The 19,752-nt window shown below is 70.9% G+C and carries 15 protein-coding genes; 12 read left to right on the top strand and 3 right to left on the bottom strand.

Annotated elements, in window-relative coordinates; genetic code table 11:
- Nucleotides 1-93 precede the first annotated feature (93 nt).
- The gene (locus ABZ896_RS02185; protein WP_360920479.1) at nucleotides 94-3,318 is read right to left on the bottom strand and encodes a S41 family peptidase; all 3,225 of its coding nucleotides are present in this window, start codon (nucleotides 3,316-3,318) and stop codon (nucleotides 94-96) included.
- 190 nt (nucleotides 3,319-3,508) lie between these two features.
- Here ABZ896_RS02185 and ABZ896_RS02180 point away from each other — a divergent pair, with 190 nt between their 5' ends.
- From ABZ896_RS02180 to ABZ896_RS02170, 3 genes are all read left to right on the top strand, one after another.
- Nucleotides 3,509-4,114 carry a TetR/AcrR family transcriptional regulator gene (locus ABZ896_RS02180; RefSeq protein WP_360920476.1) on the top strand — a complete coding sequence of 202 codons (606 nt, stop codon included), beginning with the start codon at nucleotides 3,509-3,511 and terminating at the stop codon, nucleotides 4,112-4,114.
- A 106-nt stretch (nucleotides 4,115-4,220) separates the two neighbouring features.
- Entirely contained in the window at nucleotides 4,221-6,464 is a 2,244-nt protein-coding gene (locus tag ABZ896_RS02175) for an MMPL family transporter (protein WP_360920474.1), read from the top strand.
- Between the two features lie 74 nt (nucleotides 6,465-6,538).
- Entirely contained in the window at nucleotides 6,539-7,087 is a 549-nt protein-coding gene (locus tag ABZ896_RS02170; RefSeq protein WP_360920471.1) for an isochorismatase family protein, read from the top strand.
- On the opposite strand, the gene ABZ896_RS02165 is transcribed toward ABZ896_RS02170, so the two are convergent.
- On the bottom strand, nucleotides 7,077-7,706 hold the full coding sequence (locus tag ABZ896_RS02165; protein WP_360920468.1) for a GNAT family N-acetyltransferase: 630 nt from the start codon (nucleotides 7,704-7,706) through the stop codon (nucleotides 7,077-7,079). The two genes, ABZ896_RS02170 and ABZ896_RS02165, sit on opposite strands and share 11 nt — an antisense overlap.
- 366 nt (nucleotides 7,707-8,072) lie before the next feature.
- Between ABZ896_RS02165 and ABZ896_RS02160 the strand changes: the two genes are divergently transcribed.
- From ABZ896_RS02160 to ABZ896_RS02140, 5 genes are all read left to right on the top strand, one after another.
- Nucleotides 8,073-8,846, top strand: a complete 774-nt coding sequence (locus ABZ896_RS02160; protein ID WP_360920465.1) for a helix-turn-helix transcriptional regulator — start codon at nucleotides 8,073-8,075, stop codon at nucleotides 8,844-8,846.
- A 29-nt stretch (nucleotides 8,847-8,875) separates the two neighbouring features.
- Complete coding sequence (locus tag ABZ896_RS02155) at nucleotides 8,876-10,846, top strand: zinc ribbon domain-containing protein (RefSeq protein WP_360920462.1); 1,971 nt, start codon at nucleotides 8,876-8,878, stop codon at nucleotides 10,844-10,846.
- A 230-nt stretch (nucleotides 10,847-11,076) separates the two neighbouring features.
- Nucleotides 11,077-11,562 (top strand): YbaK/EbsC family protein, encoded by a 486-nt coding sequence (locus ABZ896_RS02150; protein ID WP_360920458.1) that lies wholly within the window; start codon nucleotides 11,077-11,079, stop codon nucleotides 11,560-11,562.
- Complete coding sequence (locus ABZ896_RS02145) at nucleotides 11,559-12,404, top strand: DMT family transporter (RefSeq protein ID WP_360920455.1); 846 nt, start codon at nucleotides 11,559-11,561, stop codon at nucleotides 12,402-12,404. The genes ABZ896_RS02150 and ABZ896_RS02145 overlap by 4 nt, the downstream gene beginning before the upstream one ends.
- A 150-nt stretch (nucleotides 12,405-12,554) precedes the next feature.
- A complete protein-coding gene (locus ABZ896_RS02140) occupies nucleotides 12,555-12,941 on the top strand; it encodes a hypothetical protein (protein ID WP_360920452.1) in 387 nt (128 codons plus the stop codon).
- A gap of 45 nt (nucleotides 12,942-12,986) precedes the next feature.
- On the opposite strand, the gene ABZ896_RS02135 is transcribed toward ABZ896_RS02140, so the two are convergent.
- Nucleotides 12,987-13,868 (bottom strand): SDR family oxidoreductase, encoded by an 882-nt coding sequence (locus tag ABZ896_RS02135; protein WP_360920449.1) that lies wholly within the window; start codon nucleotides 13,866-13,868, stop codon nucleotides 12,987-12,989.
- A 95-nt stretch (nucleotides 13,869-13,963) separates the two neighbouring features.
- On the opposite strand from ABZ896_RS02135, the gene ABZ896_RS02130 reads away from it, so the two are divergent.
- The 4 genes from ABZ896_RS02130 (at nucleotide 13,964) to ABZ896_RS02115 (ending at nucleotide 19,740) form a co-directional block, all read left to right on the top strand.
- Nucleotides 13,964-14,542 carry a helix-turn-helix domain-containing protein gene (locus ABZ896_RS02130; RefSeq protein WP_360920446.1) on the top strand — a complete coding sequence of 193 codons (579 nt, stop codon included), beginning with the start codon at nucleotides 13,964-13,966 and terminating at the stop codon, nucleotides 14,540-14,542.
- Between the two features lie 185 nt (nucleotides 14,543-14,727).
- Entirely contained in the window at nucleotides 14,728-15,660 is a 933-nt protein-coding gene (locus ABZ896_RS02125) for an ABC transporter ATP-binding protein (RefSeq protein WP_360920443.1), read from the top strand.
- On the top strand, nucleotides 15,657-17,003 hold the full coding sequence (locus tag ABZ896_RS02120) for an ABC transporter permease (protein WP_360920440.1): 1,347 nt from the start codon (nucleotides 15,657-15,659) through the stop codon (nucleotides 17,001-17,003). The genes ABZ896_RS02125 and ABZ896_RS02120 overlap by 4 nt, the downstream gene beginning before the upstream one ends.
- Nucleotides 17,004-17,007: 4 nt before the next feature.
- Nucleotides 17,008-19,740: an alkaline phosphatase family protein gene (locus ABZ896_RS02115; protein ID WP_360920437.1), complete on the top strand. Its 2,733-nt coding sequence runs from the start codon at nucleotides 17,008-17,010 to the stop codon at nucleotides 19,738-19,740.
- Nucleotides 19,741-19,752: the final 12 nt, after the last annotated feature.

The raw sequence follows: 19,752 nt of genomic DNA, 5'->3' as shown, positions 1-19,752 counted from the left end.
TTCTTGGCATGGGGTGCCCGGATTTTCTGGGCGCCCCATGTTTTGTTGTCGGGTGCGGCTGTGTGGGGGCTTGTCGCGCAGTTCCCCGCGCCCCTAGGGGGTTTCTCTGGGCGGCAGCTTTGGACGTGAACGGTTTGGTACGTCGTTGTAGTTCGGGGGAGTTGCCGGGGGGTTCGTCTCCAGAAGGTCCAGCGCCAAGCGCACCGCGTCGTCCAGCTGGGCGTGCCTTCCCTCTGCCCAGTCCAGCGGTGTGCGCAGGATCTCCAAGTCCGGCTCCACGCCCCGGTTTTCCACGCCCCAGCCGTACTCGTCGAACCATGCCGCGTTCATCGGGACCGTGATCACCGTGCCGTCGCCCAACTGGTGGCGGCCGGTCATGCCGACCACTCCGCCCCAGGTGCGTTGGCCCACGACCGGGCCCAGCTTCAGGAGTTTGAAGGCTGCCGTGATCATGTCGCCGTCGGAGGAGGTTGCTTCGTCGGCCAGGGCCACCACCGGGCCTCGGGGGGCGTTCGAGGCGTACGACACCGGCTGGGCGTTCCTCGTGAGGTCCCAGCCGAGGATCGTGCGGGTGAGTTTCTCCACGACCAGTTCGCTGATGTGGCCGCCCGCGTTGCCGCGGACGTCGACGATCAGGGCCGGGCGTGAGACCTCCATGCGCAGGTCCCTGTTGAACTGGGCCCAGCCCGAGCCGCCCATGTCGGGGATGTGCAGATAGCCGCAGCGGCCGCCGCTCAACTCCCGTACGACGGACCGGCGTTTGGCCACCCAGTCCTGGTAGCGCAGGGGGCGTTCGTCCAGCAGCGGGACCACGGCGACCCGGCGCGCGCGGCCCGCCTCGCCCTCCGCCGGGGTGAAGGTGAGCTCCACCGTCGTACCGCCCGCCCCGGCGAGGAGAGGGTAGGGGCCTGTCACCGGGTCGACCGGGCGGCCGTCCACATGGGTGAGGACCGCGCCCTCCCGGATGCCCGTACCGGCCAGCGGGGAACGGGCCTTGGAGTCCGAGGAGTCGCCGGGCAGCACCCGCTTCAGAGTCCAACCTCCTTCCCGTAGCACGAAGTTCGCGCCCAGCAGGCCCTGGCGGCGCTGGTAGTGCGGCGGTCCCTCGTTGCGGCGGGCGGGGGTGACGTAGGCGTGGGACGTGCCCAGCTCGCCCAGGACTTCGCGCAGCAGGTCCGCGAACTCGTCGGGGGAGGCGACCCGTTCGACCAGCGGGCGGTACTGGTCGAGGACCGCGTCCCAGTCGATGCCGCACATGCCCGGATCCCAGAAGTACGCCCGGATCAGACGGCCCGCCTCCTCGTACGACTGGCGCCATTCCGCGGCCGGGTCGACCTCGTGCAGGATGCGGCGCAGGTCGATCCAGACGACGGAGTCGCCGTCGCCGGACTCCGTCGCGGGGGCGGCCCGCAGCTCGCCCTCGTCGACCACGACCAGCCGCGAGCCGTCGCCGCTGACCGCGAACCAGTCGAGGTGCTCGACGAGTTCGGTCTTCTTCGCCTTGCCGATGGCGAAGTGCTCCAGGGTCGGCCGCTCGGAGGTGTCGTCCGGGTTGACGAAGGTCTCGCCGAGCGCGCCCGAGATCGGCCAGCGCAGCCAGACCAGACCGCCGCCCGCGACCGGGTGCAGCGCCGAGTACTTGGAGGCCGGGACCGGGAAGGGCGTCACCCGGCTCTCCAGCCCCTCGATCTCCACGGTCACGGCACCGCCGTCGCCGCCCTCGTCGTCGGAGACCGGGTCCAGGCCCCCGGCGGCGGGCCGGCCCTCGGGGTTCAGCGCGAAGGGGGAGGGGGTGGCCGAGGAGAGCGGGACCAGGTAGGGGCGGCAGCCGAGCGGGAAGGACAGGTCGCCGGTGTGGACGTCGTAGACCGGGTCGAAGCCGCGCCAGGAGAGGAAGGCGAGATAGCGGCCGTCCCGGGTGAAGACCGGGTTCTCGTCCTCGAAGCGGCCGTTGGTGACGTCGACGATCGAACGGTCCTTGATCCGGGCCATCTTGATCTGGCGGAGGGAGCGGCCGATGCCGGGGTGCGACCAGGTCAGCCAGGCGCCGTCCGGCGAGAACGCGAGGTCGCGCACCGGCCCGTTCACCGACCGGATCACCTCGGTGACCTCGCCGTTGGAGTCCTCGGTCGCGTCGATGAGCAGCAGCCGTCCATCGTGCGAGGCGATGGCCAGCCGCTCGCCCCCTGGGTCGGAGACCATCTCCAACACCCGCCCCAACTCACCCGAGGCCAGCCGGCGCGGCTCCCGGTCCCCCGTGGCCCTCGGCAGATATGCGATCTCGATCGCGTCCTCGCCCTCCGAGTCCGTCACGTACGCGACCTGGCCGACCGAGCCGAGCATCTCCGGGAGCCGGACCCGTACCCCCGGCGTGTCCGTGATCGTGCGCGCCGGGCCGTCGCGGTGGGTCAGCCAGTACAGGCTGCCGCGCACGACGACGGCGCTCGCCCGGCCCGTCTCGTCGACCGAGATGCCGTCCACGTGCTGGGCGGCGGGCACCTGGTACGTACGGCGCCCCGCGCGCGGCCCGCTCAGCCGGACGTCGAGTCTGCGGGGCCCACTGGACAGGTCGTCGACGATCCACAGATCGCCCCCGCACTGGTAGACCACCCGGGTGCCGTCGCTCGCCGCGTGCCGGGCGTAGAAGGCGTCGTGGTCGGTGTGGCGGCGCAGGTCGGAGCCGTTCTCGGCGCAGGAGTAGAGGTTGCCGACGCCCTCGTGGTCGGAGAGGAAGGCGATCCGGCCGCCGACGAACATGGGGGAGTGGAGGTGGCCGGCGAGATCCGGGAGCAGTCGCTCGCCGTGCAGCCACAGCCGGCCCGTGGCCCCGCCCCGGTACCGCTTCCAGGCGGCCGGTTCGTGCGGCGGGGTGCCGGTGAGCAGCAGGGTCCTGCGGTCGTCGGCGACCTGGAGGTCGGAGACCGGGCCCCAGGGGAGCTTGCGGCCCGGGGAGCCGTCGGTGGGGACCTTGTAGGCCCAGGTGAAGTACGAGAAGGGCTCGCCGTGGGAGGCGACGGCGAGGATGTCGCCCTTCGGGGTCCAGCCGGTCACCTGGGTGTCGGCGGACCCCCAGTGGGTGAGCTGCCGCCCCGGCCCGCCGTCCACGTCCACCAGATGGATCTCCGGCACCAGACTGCGCCAGCTCGTGTACGCGATCCGGCGGCCGTCCGGCGAGAAGCGGGGGTGGCCGACCTTGGTGCGGTCGACGGTCAGCCGCCAGGCGCGGCCCGGCCCGTCGAGGGGGGCCAGCCAGAGGTCGTCCTCGGCGACGAAGCACAGCAGGTCGCCGCTCAGATGGGGGAGGCGCAGATAGCTCACCTCCCCATGCTTTTCCGGGGGATGGACCGGAGCAACTTATGGAAAATCCGGGCGCTCGGGCCATCGCTTTGCCGTTGCGTGACCTACGACACGAACGAAACAGTTTCGTTTCGTTGAGAGGTGCGCTACATTCGTCACGTACGAAACCGTGTCGTTCGGAGTGTCGTCGGAGTGGAAGAGGGTGACAAGGGTGACTGAGGTCGCAACGGCGCGTCGTAGTCGGATCACCCCCGAGCGCGAGGCCGAGCTGTACGAGGCCGTGCTCGACCTGCTCCGCGAGGTCGGCTACGACGCCCTCACCATGGACGCCGTCGCCGCCCGCACCCGGTCCAGCAAGGCCACGCTCTACCGCCAGTGGGGCGGCAAGGCCGAGCTGGTGGCGAAGGCCGTACGGCACAACAAGCCGGGCGGCATGGGCCTCGCCGAGATCGACACCGGGTCGCTCAAGGGCGACCTGCACGCCCTCACCATGCGCTCGGACGACTGCGAGATGGAGCAGAACTCCGCGCTGATGCGGGGGCTGGCCATGGCGATGCACGGCAGCCCGGAACTCATGAACGCGTTCCGGGAGCACCTCATCGAACCGGAGATGGCCGAGTTCCACCGTGTGGTGCAGCGGGCCGTCGACCGGGGCGAGATCCACCCGGACAACCCCGCGATCGGGTTCATGATCCACATGATGCTCGGCGGGTTCGCCGCCCGCACCCTCATCGAGCAGCAACCGCCCACCCAGGCGTTCCTCCTGTCGTACATCGACGCCGTGGTGCTCCCCGCACTCGGCATCGCCCGCGACTGACAGCACGACCTCCCCAGCAAGCCCTCCACCTGACGTACCCGCTCACGTCGTCGGGCTGATCACCCATGCCCTGTATGTCTTCGACCTGACCGGGAGTTACGCCCTCGTGGCCACTTTCCTCTACCGGCTCGGCCGGCTCTCCTTCCGACGACGGCATCTCGTCGCCCTGTTCTGGGTCGCCCTGCTGGCGGCCGTGGGCGCCGGGGCGATCGCCGCGCCCGCCGCCGGATCGACCTCGTTCTCGATTCCCGGGACCGAGGCACAGAAAGCTTTCGACCTGCTGGAACAGCGCTTCCCCGGGGCCAGCGCGGACGGCGCGACCGGGCGCCTGGTCTTCAAGGCCCCCGAGGGCGAGAAGATGACGGACGCCGCCAACAGGGCGACCGTCGAGAAGACCGTGCGGACCCTCGGCGACGGCTCCGAGGTCGTCTCCGTCACCGACCCGTACAAGACGAACGCGGTCAGCAAGGACGGCACCGTCGCGTACACCTCGGTGCGCTACGACGCCCCCGCGATGGAACTCAAGGACGCCACCCGGGACGCCCTGGAGGAGGCCGGAGACCAGGCCCGCTCGGCCGGGCTGACCGTCGAGGCGGGCGGTGACGCGCTCCAGTCCACCGCAGAGGCGGGCGCGATCGGCGAGGTCATCGGCCTCGCGATCGCCGCGGTCGTCCTCGTCCTCACCCTGGGCTCGCTGGTCGCGGCCGGACTCCCGCTGCTGACCGCGATCATCGGCGTCGGCATCGGCGCCGCCAGTATCACCGCGCTCGCCAAGGCGCTCGACCTCGGTGACACCACGTCCACGCTCGCGGTGATGATCGGCCTCGCGGTCGGCATCGACTACGCGCTGTTCATCGTCTCCCGGTACCGGGGCGAGCTGGCCGACGGCAAGGACCACGAGGAGGCGGCCGGCCGGGCCGTCGGCACCGCGGGCTCCGCGGTGGTCTTCGCGGGCCTCACCGTCGTGATCGCGCTGGCCGGCCTCGCGGTCGTCAACGTGCCGATGCTGACCAAGATGGGCCTCGCGGCCGCGGGCACGGTCGTGGTCGCCGTACTGATCGCCCTGACGATGATCCCGGCGCTGCTCGGGTACGCGGGGCGCAAGGTGCGGCCTGTGGGGGAGAAGCGGAGCAAGAAGGGGGCCGATGTCAAGAGCGCCGCCCCCGAGAAGCCCGGCCTCGGTGTCCGCTGGGCGAGCTTCGTCGTACGCCGTCCCGCCGCCGTCCTGCTGCTCGGTGTGGTCGGCCTCGGCGCCGTCGCCCTGCCCGCCACCCAGCTGGAGCTGGGCCTGCCCGACGACGGCTCGCAGCCGACGTCCACCACCCAGCGGCGCGCCTACGACCTCCTCTCGGAGGGCTTCGGGCCCGGCTTCAACGGCCCCCTGATGATCGTCGTGGACGCCAAGAACAGCGACGACCCGAAGGCCGCGGCCACCACGGTCACCGACGGCATCAAGGACATGAAGGACGTCGCCACGGTCACCCCGGCGACCTTCAACAAGGCCGGCGACACCGCGACGATCACCGTGATCCCGGGCTCCAAGCCGTCCTCGACGCAGACCGAGGACCTGGTGCACGCGATCCGCGACCAGGGCGCCGACGTCAGGGCCGACACCGGGGCCGACGTCCTGGTCACCGGCACCACCGCCATGAACATCGACTTCTCGCAGAAGCTCACCGACGCGCTCATCCCGTACCTGGGACTCGTCGTGGGCCTCGCCTTCCTCCTCCTGATCGTGGTCTTCCGCTCGATCCTGGTCCCGCTGAAGGCGGCCCTCGGCTTCCTGCTCTCGGTGCTCGCCGCGCTCGGCGCCGTGGTCGCGGTCTTCCAGTGGGGCTGGCTCGGCGGCCTGCTCGGCGTCGAGGAGACCGGCCCGATCATGTCGATGATGCCGATCTTCATGGTCGGCGTGGTCTTCGGCCTCGCGATGGACTACGAGGTGTTCCTCGTGACCCGGATGCGTGAGGCGTACGTCCATGGCGAGGCCCCCGGCCAGGCCGTGGTGACCGGGTTCCGGCACAGCTCGCGGGTGGTGGCCGCGGCCGCGGTCATCATGATGGCCGTCTTCGGAGGCTTCATCAGCTCCAGCGAGTCGATGATCAAGATGATCGGCTTCGCGCTGGCGATCGCCGTCCTCTTCGACGCGTTCGTCGTCCGCATGGCGATCGTCCCGGCGGTCCTGGCCCTGCTCGGCAAGCGCGCCTGGTGGCTCCCGAAGTGGCTGGACCGCGCCCTGCCCAACGTGGACGTCGAGGGCGAGGCACTGCGCACGGAGTCCGACAAGGACGCCGACCACGACTCCGACCACGACTCCGACCCGGACGAGGACCGCGAACTGGCCCGCGTCTGACCCGCATCGCCCCCGCCGCAGGAAGCGTCCTGCGGCGGGGGCGATTGTCAGTGGCGCGGTCTAGCGTGAGGGACATGACCACACTCTCGGCACGACCACACACTGCGGTACTCGTGATCGACGTCCAGAAGGGCGTCGTCGCCGAGGCGCACCAGCGCGACGAGGTCGTCGCCGCCATCGGCTCCGTCGTCGACCGGGCCCGGGAGCAGCGCGTCCCGGTCGTCTGGATCCAGCACTCCGACGACGAGCTGGTCAAGGGCAGCGAAGCCTGGGAGTACGTCGCCGAACTGCCCCGCCAGGACGGCGAACCGCTGATCCACAAGCTGTACGGCGACTCCTTCGAGGACACCGACCTGGAAGCCGTCCTGGCCCGCGCCGGAGTCGGCCACCTGGTCGTGACCGGCGCGTCGACCGACGCCTGCATACGCTCCACCCTCCACGGCGCCTTCGTACGCGGCTACGACGTCACGCTCGTCGCCGACGCCCACACGACCGAGGACACCAGCAAGTGGGGCGCCCCACCGCCGGACCAGGTCATCGCACACACCAACCTCTACTGGCGCTGGCAGTCGGCACCGGGCCGGAAGGCGGGGGTGGTGGAGGCACGGGACGTCACGTTCTGAGGTCGCGGGCGAGGTAGGTGACGCTCGCGTCGGCGTCCGGCACGGCGACCTCGTGGAAGCCGAGGCGGTCGTAGAAGGCGCGGGCGGGGATGTTCGCGGTGAGCATGGACAGATGGACGCCGGCCACGCCCCGGTTCCGGAGCGCGTCCAGGAAGGTGTCCATGAGCGCCCGGCCGTACCCGCGCCCCTGCCACCGCGGGAGCAGGTCGATGTGCAGGTGGGCGGGGTAATCGGCGACTTCCGGTACGAGCATCCGCTCCGGGGTGTGGAGCAGGGCGACGATCTCCTCCTCGGGGGTACGGGGCGGACCGGCGAGCGCCGGGTACCGCTCCGAGACCTGCGGCAGCCACTTCGCCCGGAAGTCCCCGACGAACCGCGCGGTGTCCGCCGTACCGAGGACGTACCCGACGTCCCCCTCCCCACCGTCCAACACGAAGGCCAACTCCGGCTCCAACGCGACATACGGCCGCGCGAAGGTCACCGGGAAGACACCGGGGTCCGTGTAGTGGGGCCGGGCATCCCGCCCGACGTGCGCGGTACGGACACAGATGTCGTCGAGGGCGTCGGCGTCCTCGGGGCGGTAGGAGCGTACGGCGGGGGCCGCGGCGGGAAGGGTCATCGGAGCATCGTGCCTGAACGGGCGGGGGGTGGGAACGGCTGTTCCGCTCCGCACAGGACCGATCGCCCCGGCATCCCGTTCGTGGGACCTGGCGCCGCCGACCTTCTCGATCGCGTGTTGCTGCCAGAAACCGTCCTCGTTCCAGCGCTGTGGCGCCTTCAGGTGGCGAAGTCGGTCCTTTGCGGCGTAGTCGGAGTTCTTCGGGGGGGATGGCCGGTTCCTGGTTCATGTCACTCAGCGTGGCGGAATCTGCTTCCGTTGATCAGTGACGACTCGGGTGCTCACGGTGACTGTCCTGGCTTTGTCCTGCGCTGTCTCGGCTGTCCCGGGAGTTGTCCGGGTACGACTGCGCGGTGGAGGTGGGGCATGAACGAGGGTGCGGACGAGGCCGGTTGGGATGTCGAGCCGGGGGACGAGATCGAGCCGCTGGTCCAGGCGGTGGGACGGCTGCTCAAGGTGTGCCGGGAGTCGACGGGGATGCGGGCGGCCGACTTCGGTGAACTCATGGGCTACGGCGAGGACATCATCCGCAAGATGGAGCGGGGGCAGCGGATTCCCCGCCCCGAGTTCCTGGACCGGGCGGATCAGGTCCTCAAGGCGCAGGGGCATCTCAAGGCGTTCATGGAGGACATGTGGAAGGCCCGGTACCCGAAGAAGGTACGGGAGTTGGCGCAGCTGGAGGAGCGGGCGGTGGAGGTGCTCACCTACAACAACCACAACCTGCACGGTTTGCTGCAGACCCCGGACCACGCGAGAGCGCTGTTCGAGATGGTGCTGCCCGCCTACTCGGAGGACGAGGTGGAGCGCGGGATCGCCGCACGCATGTCGCGCAAGGCGATCTTCGACCGGGAGCCGTCGCCGATGCTCCTGTTCATCCAGGAACAGGTGACGCTGGAGCGCCCCTACGGCGGGAAGGACGTGCAGCGCCGACAGCTCCAACACCTGCTGGAGGTCGCACAGTTGCGGAACGTGTCGCTTCAGGTCATGCCGACCGGCCTGGAGGAGCACGGTGGGGTGCACGGGCTGATCCAGATGCTGAAATTCGAGGACGGAACGGCGATCGGGCGCTCTGACGGCGTCGTATTGGAGTGTGTGGTTCGAATGCGTGACCTTTCCGTATGCGTGTCGTTGATCGGATGACAGCACTATGGGTGAGGGAGGAGGGGCCGGTGAGCCGGAGGCTGCCGTTGGGTGAGGGGGAGATGGCCCGCACGGCCTGTGCCCGTGGTCTGCTGCGGGCGGGGGTGGTGGAGAAGTCGGGCGAGGTGCTGTCGGCCTCGGTGCTTGCGGAGCGGGTGGGCTGGGCTGCGGATCTGGTGTCCGGGATGGCTGCCGGTCTGCTGGCCGCGCACTGGAATTCGGCCGATGTGGAGGCGCTGGCCTCGGGTGTGGATGCCGGGGGCAGGGCGCTGCCGTCGCAGGCGTGGATGGCGCTGCGGCGGTTGGGCTGGAGTGCCGCCCCGGCTGAGGGCGTGCGCGTCAATGACCGGATCGTGCGCATGGCTCAGGAACAGGCGGGGCGCCTGCTGCGATCGGCGAAGTGGCGGGCCGGTCTGACCGCCGGGGTGCTTGCGGTGTGGCCTGCTGACCCGGACAGGCGCACCCCCGGCGAGTGGGATGCCGTCCGCGAGGCCGTCCCTGACGGCCGACACCTGCCAGCCGGTGTGATCAGATCCCGGACCCGGCAGATCGCGGCCTTCGCGGGCAGGCACGGCCGCATGCCGGCCGATGTGTTCGAACTGGAGGCCGCGCCCCGGGTGGCGCGGATGCTGCTGCTGTCCGCCTGTGATGGCCAGCAGGCCACCCTCACCCGTGGTGACCCGGGGCGGGCGCTGCTGCGGCTACAGCTGCCCACCCGGCCCGACCCGCGCTCGTATGCGGACTGGGCTTGGGTAGCCTGCCCGATCGCGCTGCCGCCGACCGTCCCGCCCGGCGCGGTGCTGCACCTGCCCACCCTGCGCATCCACCAGGGCCGGGTCCACGCCGACCTCGCCCACACGCACGCAGTGCCCACGGACCTGCGCACCGGACACACCATCGCGCTCGGCGTGGACTGGGGACTGAACACCCTGCTCAGCGCGGGAGCCGTCAGGCTGCACGACAACGGCACGATTACCGCCCTTGGAACCGGTGCCCAGTTCCGCGCAGCCGGGGTGCTGGCCAAACAGCACCGGCTGCGGCGCGAGAGCGAGCACCTGCACGCCAGGACCGACCACTACCACCGCCTCATCAACAACATCGAGGGCCACCGTCTGACCGGCCGGCACGCCGTGCTGGCCGAGGAGAGCCGGCATGTGGACAACCGGCGCTCCCACCTCAACGACGCACTCGCCTGGGCCGCCGCGCGCTGGGCGGTCGACCAGGCCATCACCGCCCGAGCGAGTGTCATCTATGTCGAGGACCTGCGCTCGATGGAGGCCCGGGGCATGGGCCGCACCCTCAACACCCGCCTGTCCCAACAGGTCCGGGGGCAGATCGTGGACCGGATGCGGCATCTGGCCGCCGAGGCGGGCATCGCCGTCGTCACCGTCCCGGCCCGGGGCACTTCCCGGCACTGCCCCCGCTGCCTGGTCCCGCTGCGCCACCGCAAGGCCCCCGACCGGCCCACCACACCGGGCTGGAAATGGGCTCTCTGCCCCAACCTCGACTGCCGCTGGCAGGGCGACCGCGACATGGGGGCATGGCAGCGTATCGCCGCACGCGGCCTCACCCACCAGACCAAAACCGCCACCGAACGCGCCAGCGGCGCGATGGCCATCCGCAGCGTGGTCGACAGGCTCGAAGCCACCGCCGTGGTCCAACAGGCCACGACCGAAGCCCGCCGGGACCGGTCGAAGACCGGATCCACCCGGCGCCGCACTCCACGCCCCGTGCCCAGGCGACGCGGGGCACCCTCCCCCACCGGCCCCTCGGGCCCGGTGGGCAAGCGTCCGGAGGGACACGCTCACACGGACCGCACGAGACTGCCCCGCGCAGCCCACCGGCACCAGGGCGTGACGACGATCAGCACACCCACAAGCCGACACCGGCCACGAGGGGCAGCACTGGGCGCAGGCTTCCACCTGCACGCCCACGCCACCCCACCAAAGTGGGCAGAACCCATACCGGACCAGACGGCCCGCATAGGTTCGCTTGGCTAATCAGAGACGCTCTCACGCCGAGGGAGTCGCTGGCCTTCATGGAGCAACTGCTGGGGAGACTATGAACGCCGCCGAACTCCACTGGTTCAAGAGCCAAGCCCCCCACATCCCACCTCACCGTCTCCCCGACGGCCTGGTCCACCTTCGTCGCCGAGATCTCCCGCTGACCAGTTCTCCTTCCTCCGATAACCCATCGCCTGCGCCCTACACACACCGCTAGCGTGCTCCGCATGACGACCCCCGACGCCGCCCACCCCCGTTTCGCCGAGGCCCTGCGGGAGCTGGGGCTCGATGAGCTGAACGCGCGGATCCGCCGTTTCCCCGACGCCACCCGGACCGCCGCCGAGGCCGCCGCGGCGATCGGGTGTGAACTCAGCCAGATCTGCAAGTCGTTGATCTTCGCGGCGGACGGGGTGCCGGTGCTCGTGTTGATGGACGGGGCGTCTCGGGTCGATGTCGAGCTGGTGCGGCGGGAGTTGGGCGCGGACAAGGTGACGCGGGCCAAGGCGGAGGTCGTGCGGGAGACGACCGGGTACGCGATCGGGGGAGTGCCGCCCTTCGGACACCGTACGAGAACCCGCGTACTGGCCGACCGCTCGCTCCTCGCGCACGACGTCGTCTGGGCCGCCGCCGGCAACCCGCACGCCGTGTTCCCCATCCCGCCCAAGGACCTGATCGCCCACGCCGGCGCCACCCTGGTGGACGTGCGCGAGTGACCCCCCTCGTCACCGCCGCCGTCCTCCTCGCCGCCGTCACCCACGCCTGCTGGAACGCGATCGCCCACAGGATCACCGACAAGCTGGTCGGCTTCACCCTGATCGCGGGCGGCGGGATGCTGATCGGCCTCGCGATGGCACCGTTCGTCGGGTTCCCGGCGGCGCGGGCGTGGCCGTACCTCCTCTGCTCCTCGGCGATTCACATCGCCTACTACGCGCTGCTCATGCGCTCTTTTCGGCTCGGTGACTTCGGACAGGCGTATCCGATCGCACGCGGTACCGCGCCCCTCGTGGTCACCCTGCTCGCCGCCGTCTTCGCGCACGAGGTGCCGGACGGGTGGGCGGCGGCGGGCGTGGCCGTCTCCTGTGCGGGGCTGACCGGGGTGGCGCTGTGGGGACTGCGGGGGAGCCGGCCCAACTGGGCGGCGATCGGCGCCGCGTTGGCCACCGGCCTGACGATCGCCGCGTACACCGTCGTGGACGGCCTCGGCGTACGGGCCTCGGGGTCGTCGCTGGGGTACATCGCCTGGCTGATGGCCGGCCAGGGGATCGTGATCCCCGCCTACGCCGCCTACCGCTGGCGCGGCGAACTCACCGCCCGCCTACGGCCGTTCGCGGCACTCGGCCTGCTCGGCGCGGCCCTGTCCGTGACGGCGTACGCCCTCGTCCTGTGGGCCCAGACCCGCGCGGAACTCGCCCCCATCGCCGCCCTTCGGGAGTCCTCGATCATCGTCGGCGCGGCGATCGGTGCGGTGTTCTTCAAGGAACGCTTCGGAGCGCCCAGAATCGCCGCGGCCTGCCTGCTGGTCGTAGGCATCGGCCTGATGCTGCACGCCGGTTAGTCGTGGAAGGAATGAAGGATGTCTCGTCGGGCTCTCGCAGGGTTGGGCCTTGTCTGCAGTGCGGTACTCCTCCCGGTTGCCTCATGCGCGTCGGGCCACCCCGATCCCGAAGGCTCGGCCGAGTCCACCAGGTCTGCCGACGCGGGTCCGGTGGCCAGTGACGGCGCTTCCGGTACCGGACAACCCTCGGTGGAGGAGCCGCCCGAGCTCGACCGGGATGAGGTTCTTGCCGGGCGGCAGCAGGTGACCAGCGGAAGCGCCAGGGTGGAATTCCGTGCGGGAAAGAAGGGACAGGCGCTGATCGTCGCCGTGCGCTGCCGGGGTGGCAGGAAGATCAAGGTGGACGTGCCTTCCGCTCATGTCTCCTTTCCGCTGGAATGTCCGGCGGACGATGTGAGCATCACGTACAACCAGGTCATGGTGACCGGCGTGGAGCGCGGCGGCACGGTGTCCGTTACCGCACCGACGGCCGTTCAGTGGTCCTTGACGGTCGGACGCGGGGAGCCGGTACGAGAGGAATCACCGGGAACGACCTGATCGCGAGGAACTGTTCCTCACTCGTGCCGGTGGGAGGCGGGCGGGTCAGGGCCGGATGTTCTCCAGGTCCTCCAAGAGGCTCGGGTGGGTCGGGTGCCAGTACAGAGCCTCGCGGGTGTGGGCCGCGGACGCCGGCTGGTCCATGGCGAAGAGAGGGCCGAAGGGGCCGAAGGTCTCCTCCGGGACCTGCTTGACCGGGAGGTCCAGGCGGCGGCCTATCACCGCCGCGATGTCCGCCACCGCGTCGCCCTCGTCGGCGACGGCGTGCCAGGCCGTCCCGGCCGGGGCGGATTCCAGGGCCAGCCGGATCAGGACCGCCGCGTCGCGCGCGTGCACGGCCGGCCAGCGCTGGGTGCCGTCGCCCGGGTAACCGGCCACCCCGGTGCGGCGCGCCGCGTCGGTCAGCAGACCGGCGAAACCGCCCCGCCCTTCGTCGTGGACCGTGCGCGGCATGCGGACGGCCGTGCTGCGCACCCCGCGCGAGGCCAGCTCCAGCAGGGCCGTGACCGTACGGCTGCGACCGGCCACGGGCCCGGAGGTCGGCAGCGGATCCCCCTCCGTGGAGGCGCGCCCCGGCACCGCGGGCGTACCCGAGACCGTGACGAGCGGACGGCCGCTGCCGACGAGTTCCTCGCCCAGCGCGCCGAGCGCCGCGCTCTCCTCGGCCATCGAGCGGGCGATCGCGTCCGGGGTGCTGTAGTCCCGCCCGAACGCCAGGTTGACCACCCCGCCGGACCGCGCGGCACCGGAGCGCAGGGCGTCGAGGTCGGCCAGCTCCCCGCGCAGCACCTCGGCACCGGCGCCCTCCAGGGCCCGTGCGGAGGCGTCGGAGCGGGCCAGCGCGAGCACGGTGTGGCCGCCCGTGATCAGTTCGTCGACGACGGCGGAGCCGATGGTGCCGGTGCCGCCCGTGATGAAGACGTGCATGAGCTCTCCCTGAACCGGAAGGTGATGGGACTCTTGTCCCATCACTGACCCTACACCCGTGATGGGACAAGAGTCCCATCACCTATCCTTGTCCCATGGCTAGATGGCAACCGGGGGCGACCCAGCGACTCGTCGTAGCGGCCGTCGACCTGTTCACCGAACAGGGGTACGACGCCACGACGGTGGCACAGATCGCCGAGCGCGCCGGCGTCACCAAGAGCACCTTCTTCCGGCACTTCTCCGACAAGCGCGAGCTGCTGGTCGCGGGCCAGGAGACGCTCAGCAGGCTGCTAGCCGACGGCATCACCGAGGCGCCCGCCGACGCCACCCCGCTCCAGGCGGTCGCCGCCGGCCTGGAGCGCGCGTCGAGCGCCATGGGACCGGCGAACCGCGAGTACGGACCCCGCCTCAAGGCGGCCGTGGCGGCCAGCACCGAACTCCAGGAGCGCGACGCCCTCAAGAGCGTCGGCCTCGCGGCGGCCATGACGGCCGCGCTCGTCGCCCGCGGTGTCCCCGAGCCGATCGCACAGCTCGCGGGCGAACTGGGCGTCCTCGCCTTCAAGCAGGGCTACGCCAAGTGGTGCGAGGGCGACCGCGACGACGAGGAAGGACTCGCCCCCTTCGCCCTGGCGGCACTCGAGGACCTGCGCGCGGCGACGGCCTCACTGGGCTGACCCGGAGCACGCCCCTTCTGCCAAGCACCGCCCAAGCGCGGCTCAACCCCGACTTTTCGTTTGCACTCCTTGCCCAGGCCTTGAACGACCGTTCCCCGCCCGTTCAGTCAGCCTTCTGTGCCCCTGTTGTGTGCCGTCCCTAGGGTCCCTGAGGACTCACAAGAGGGCACGCCAAGAGGGGACGCATGGACACACGCCGAGCGGTCCGGGCCCGCGGGATCACCAAGTGCTTCGGCGACGTCGTGGCGCTGGACGGGGTCGACCTGGAGGTCACGCAGGGGCGGATCCACGGCCTCGCCGGGCCCAACGGGGCAGGAAAGACAACCCTGTTGGGCCTGCTGCTCGGCCTCGCCGTCGCCGACACCGGTCGGCTGGAGATCCTCGGCACCCCGGTCGGCCGGGCCTTCGCCGCCCCCGACGGCGTCGCCGGCTTCGTGGACGGCCCCGGCCTCTACCCCTCCCTCACCGCCCGCCAGAACCTCGCCGCGCTGGCCCGGCTCCGGGGCCGGGCAACCAGCGCAAAAGGCATCGACGACGCCCTCCACCAGGTAGGCCTCACCTCCGTCGCCGACGAAAAAGCCCGCGGCTTCTCCCTCGGCATGCGCCAACGCCTCGGCCTGGCCGCCGCGTTGCTCACGCAACCGCGCCTGCTCGTCCTCGACGAACCCTCCAACGGCCTCGACCCGGCCGGGAAACGGCATGTTCACGGAGTCCTGGGCCGGCTCGCCGCGCAGGGCACGAGTGTCGTCGTCTCCAGCCACCGTATGGACGACCTGGAGGCCCTGTGCTCCGAGGTCACCATCCTCGCCACCGGACGGGTCGTGTTCTCCGGCCCGCTCGGCAAGCTGGCCGCCGAGAGCCGTGAACTCGACTACCGGGTAAGGACGTCGGACCCGGAGGCCGCGCGCCGGCTGGCCGCGGACACGGCCGGCGTCCGGATCGTCGACGACGAGACGGTCGTACGACAGGACGCGGGACCGCTCGTCGTACGGGCCCCGGTCCCCGCCCTCGACGAACTCGTCGCGCTGCTCGTCCGGTCGGGCGTCGCCGTACGTGAACTCGCCCCCGTGGTCTCGCCGTTGGAGGCCGCCTTCCTCGCACTCACGGAGAGCCGATGAGCGTGGCCCTCGCCCAGGAGACCGTCACTCCTCCCGTCCCGGTCGGCGGCGCCTACCGCTTCGAACTCGTCAAGCTCGTCTCCCAGTGGCGCATCCGCCTCCTCGTCCTCGCCTGCTGGACCGCGCCCGGTCTCTTCGTCGCCGGGGTGAGCGTGCAGAGCACCCTGCCCTCCGACACCCTCTTCGGCCGCTGGATGCACGCCACCGGCTGGGCCGGACCGCTGGTGGTCCTCGGCTTCGCCGGGACCTGGGCGCTCCCGCTGCTGACCTCGGTGGTCGCCGGTGACGTGTTCGCCGCCGAGGACCGGCTCGGCACCTGGCGGCACCTGCTCGTGGCGGTCCGCTCGCCCCGGCGCGTCTTCGCGGCGAAGGTGCTGGCGAGCCTGACCGTCATCCTGCTGCTGGTGGCGGGGCTGGCCTGTTCCAGCGCCGTCGGAGGGCTCGCGGCGGTCGGCAACCGGCCGCTGGTCGGCCTCGACGGCCACCTCCTGGCCCCCGGGGACGCCGCCGCGCGGGTCCTCCTCGCCTGGACCGCGGCCCTCGCCCCCACCCTCGCCCTGGCCGCGATCGGCCTGCTCGGCTCGGTCGCCCTCGGCCGCTCCCCGACGGGACTGCTGCTGCCCCCGCTCGTCGCGCTCGGCATGCAGGTCGCCCAGATGCTCCCGCTCCCCGTCGCCGTACGCCTCGCCCTACCGGGATACGCCTTCGTCTCCTGGAACGGCCTGTTCACGAGCCCGGCCCAGCTCACCCCGCTCCTGATCGCCGTAGCGGTGAGCCTCGCGTGGGCCGTGCTCGCCACTGCGCTGGCCCACCACCTGTTCCTACAGCGGGACTTCACCAACCTCGCCTACGACGGTGCCGGGCGCCGCGCGCTCACCATCGCCGTGCTTCCCCTGGCCGGCCTGCTCACCCTCAGTGTCGCGGTGATCGCCGTGGCGGTCCCGGCGACCGGCATCCGGCAGGACAAGGTCCAGCGCTCACTCGCCACCGCCTTCGCGCACCTGTACCGGATGCAGACCGACCAACTGCACCGCCCCGCTGTCACCGAGGCCCAACTGCGGGCCACGGCCGCGTGCACCAAGAGCGACGGACAGGCCGCCCAGCAGGGGCCGGGCAACGACTGGCGGTGTGTCGTGACCTGGCACCTGCCCGGGGCCGCGGTCGCGGGGACCGCGGTCTACCAACTCGACGTCGGATCGGACGGCCGGTACGTGGCCGACGGGGACGGTCCGAAGGAAGTCAACGGCTACTTCCTGGTGCGGACCGAGACCGGGGACGCCCCGAACCCGCTGTGGCAGTTCGACGGGAACGTCGATCTGCTCGACACCACCTCGAAGGGATAGGTCCATGCAGGTAACACGGCGTATCAGGGAGAAGGAGCCGGTCAGACGCCGGACCGTGCTGGTGGTCGCCGGCATCGCGGTCGCCATGGGCGTCACCGGCACCGCGGTCGCCTCGACCTACCAGTTCGGCACCCAGCAGGTCGCCCAGGACACCCCGAACGGACAGGTCATCTCCAGCGACCAGTACGTGAAGCCGTACGGCAGCCGGACGGTCATCAACGACGGCAAGATCATGTCGTCCACGGTCAGCCCCGACGGCACCCACCTCGCCGCCTCCGTCACCGACGGCGACGCGGCCCTCGTCGTCATGGACCTCGCGACCGGCCAGGTGAAGCAGAAGATCGGCGCCAACGCGGCGGACGACCTGCGGATCAGCAGCGCGGCGGTCGGTCAGGAGGGCCCCACCTACTCGCCCGACGGCAAGCAGCTCTGGCTCGGACAGGCCACCGGCTACACGAAGTTCACGGTCAACCCGGACGGCACCCTCGCCGACCCGGTCACCGTCCCGATCCCGACCGTCGGCTCCCAGCAGGCCCTCGTGGGCGCGGCCGTCTTCTCGCCCGACGGCTCCACCGTGTACGCGGCGGTCAACGGCCAGAACAAGGTGGTCGCGTTGGACGCGGCGACCGGAACCGTCCAGCAGACCTGGGCGGTCGGCAACGCGCCACGCGGACTCGCCCTGGTCGGCGGGAAGTTGTACGTCAGCAACGAGGGCGGCCGCCCGGCGAAGCCCGGCGACACCACCATGAACTCGTACGGCACCCAGGTGCCCGCCAACCCCGACACCGGCGCCTCGACGAGCGGCACGGTCAGCGTCATCGACACGGCCGCTCCCTCGGCCGCTGTGGGCACGATCACCGTCGGCCTGCACCCCACCGCCGTCTACGCCAAGCACGGCACGGTGTTCGTCACCAACACCGCCGACAACACCGTCTCGGTGATCGACACCCGCAAGGACAAGGTCGTCCAGACGATCGCCACCCAGCCGTGGCCCGAGGCGAAGGTCGGCTACGAGCCCGACGCGGTCACCCTCACCGACGACGGCCGCCTGCTGGTGACACTGGGCCGCGCCAACGCGGTCGCCGTCTACCGGTACAAGTCCGCGCAGGAGCCCGCCAGTTACGTCGGCCTGCTCCCCACCGACTACTTCCCCGCCGAGATCACCACCGTCGGCAAGAAGGTCGTCGTCTCCAACACCCGTGGCATAGACGCCCGTCGGCCCACCACCGCCTCCGGCCACGGCACCCACGACACCACGTCGAGCCTCACGCAGTTCACGCTGCCGAGCGACCTGGTCATCAAGTCCCAGACGGCGAAGGTCTTCCAGCAGAACGGCTGGACTCCGGGCTCGGTCCGCACGGCGAAGAACACGGCGAAGAACGCCAGGCCCGTCCCCGTCCCCGCCCGCCTCGGCGACCCCTCGACCATCAAGCACGTCTTCCTGCTGGTCAAGGAGAACCGCACCTACGACCAGGTCTACGGCGACCTCCCGCAGGGCGACGGCGACTCCGCGCTCACCACCTTCGGCGCCAACGTCACCCCCAACCAGCACGCCCTGGCCGAGCAGTTCGGGCTCTACGACAACTTCTACGACATCGGCACCAACTCCGCCGAGGGCCACAACTGGCTGATGCAGTCGGACAACCCGGAGTACACCGAGTCCTCCGCCGGTGAGTACACCCGCAGCTACGACACCGAGAACGACGTCCTCGGCCACCAGAAGTCCGGGTTCCTGTGGACCGGCGCGCAGGCGGCCGGCGAGTCGGTCAAGGACTTCGGAGAGTTCCAGTCCACCGAGTCCAAGCCGGCCGGGGCGAGTTGGCAGAACCTCTACTGCGACTCCAAGACCATGGCCGCGACCGGGGCGCAGACCCAGTACCCCATCCAGACCGGCTCGGCGATCCCGTCCCTCAACAAGGTCTCCGTGCAGGGCTTCCCGATGTTCGACCTCGACGTCCCGGACATCTACAAGGAACAGATCTGGCAGCAGGACTTCGAGAAGAACGGCCCGGCGAACCTGAACATGTTCTGGTTCTCCAACGACCACACCGGCGGCCCGGCCAACGCGGCCGCCGAGGTCGCCGACAACGACCTCGCGGTCGGCCGGATGGTCGACGAGATCTCCCACAGCAAGTACTGGAAGGACTCGGCGATCTTCGTCGTCGAGGACGACTCCCAGAACGGCCTCGACCACGTCGACGGCCACCGCGCCCCGGTCCAGATCATCAGCCCCTACGCCCAGCACGGCACCGTCGACAGCCACTACTACACGCAGATCACCATGATCCGCACGGTCGAGCAGATCCTCGGGATCCACCCGATGAACCAGAAGGACAGCGCGGCCACCCCGATGTTCGGGGCGTTCACGGGCAAGGCCGACACCACCCCGTTCACGGCCGTCCCCAACCGCACCTCGCTGACCCTCGGCGTGAGCCCCACGCCCTCCTGCGGCGCGGACACCCCGGCCGCCCAGGACACCGACGCGGCCCCGGCACCGACCACCACGGCGGTACCGCAGGCCGCACAGCAGGTCGCCGCCGAGTGGCAGACCTGGGCCTCCCACCAGCGCCTGACCGGCGCGCACGCGGTCCCCGACTACGCCAACCCCGAGCAGATGAACCGCTACACCTGGTACCAGACCCACAGCTGGACCAAGCCGTACCCCGGCGACAAGAAGGTCTACGCGCCGAACGACGTCCCGGGCGCGTACCTGCCGTCGTCGGACTCCGACAACTGACGGTTCTGTAAC

The organism is Streptomyces sp. NPDC047072 (genome assembly GCF_040643855.1).
Taxonomy (GTDB): domain Bacteria; phylum Actinomycetota; class Actinomycetes; order Streptomycetales; family Streptomycetaceae; genus Streptomyces.
This window is presented reverse-complemented; position numbering and strand designations above follow the sequence as displayed.

Excerpts from the sequence above, each read along its gene's own strand:
- ABZ896_RS02170 (WP_360920471.1), top strand. The coding sequence starts at position 6,539 with ATGACCACACTCTCGGCACGACCACACACTGCGGTACTCGTGATCGAC.
- ABZ896_RS02115 (WP_360920437.1), top strand. The coding sequence starts at position 17,008 with ATGCAGGTAACACGGCGTATCAGGGAGAAGGAGCCGGTCAGACGCCGG.
- ABZ896_RS02125 (WP_360920443.1), top strand. The coding sequence starts at position 14,728 with ATGGACACACGCCGAGCGGTCCGGGCCCGCGGGATCACCAAGTGCTTC.
- ABZ896_RS02150 (WP_360920458.1), top strand. The coding sequence starts at position 11,077 with ATGACGACCCCCGACGCCGCCCACCCCCGTTTCGCCGAGGCCCTGCGG.
- ABZ896_RS02160 (WP_360920465.1), top strand. The coding sequence starts at position 8,073 with ATGAACGAGGGTGCGGACGAGGCCGGTTGGGATGTCGAGCCGGGGGAC.
- ABZ896_RS02120 (WP_360920440.1), top strand. The coding sequence starts at position 15,657 with ATGAGCGTGGCCCTCGCCCAGGAGACCGTCACTCCTCCCGTCCCGGTC.
- ABZ896_RS02135 (WP_360920449.1), bottom strand. The coding sequence starts at position 13,868 with ATGCACGTCTTCATCACGGGCGGCACCGGCACCATCGGCTCCGCCGTC.
- ABZ896_RS02165 (WP_360920468.1), bottom strand. The coding sequence starts at position 7,706 with ATGACCCTTCCCGCCGCGGCCCCCGCCGTACGCTCCTACCGCCCCGAG.
- ABZ896_RS02130 (WP_360920446.1), top strand. The coding sequence starts at position 13,964 with ATGGCTAGATGGCAACCGGGGGCGACCCAGCGACTCGTCGTAGCGGCC.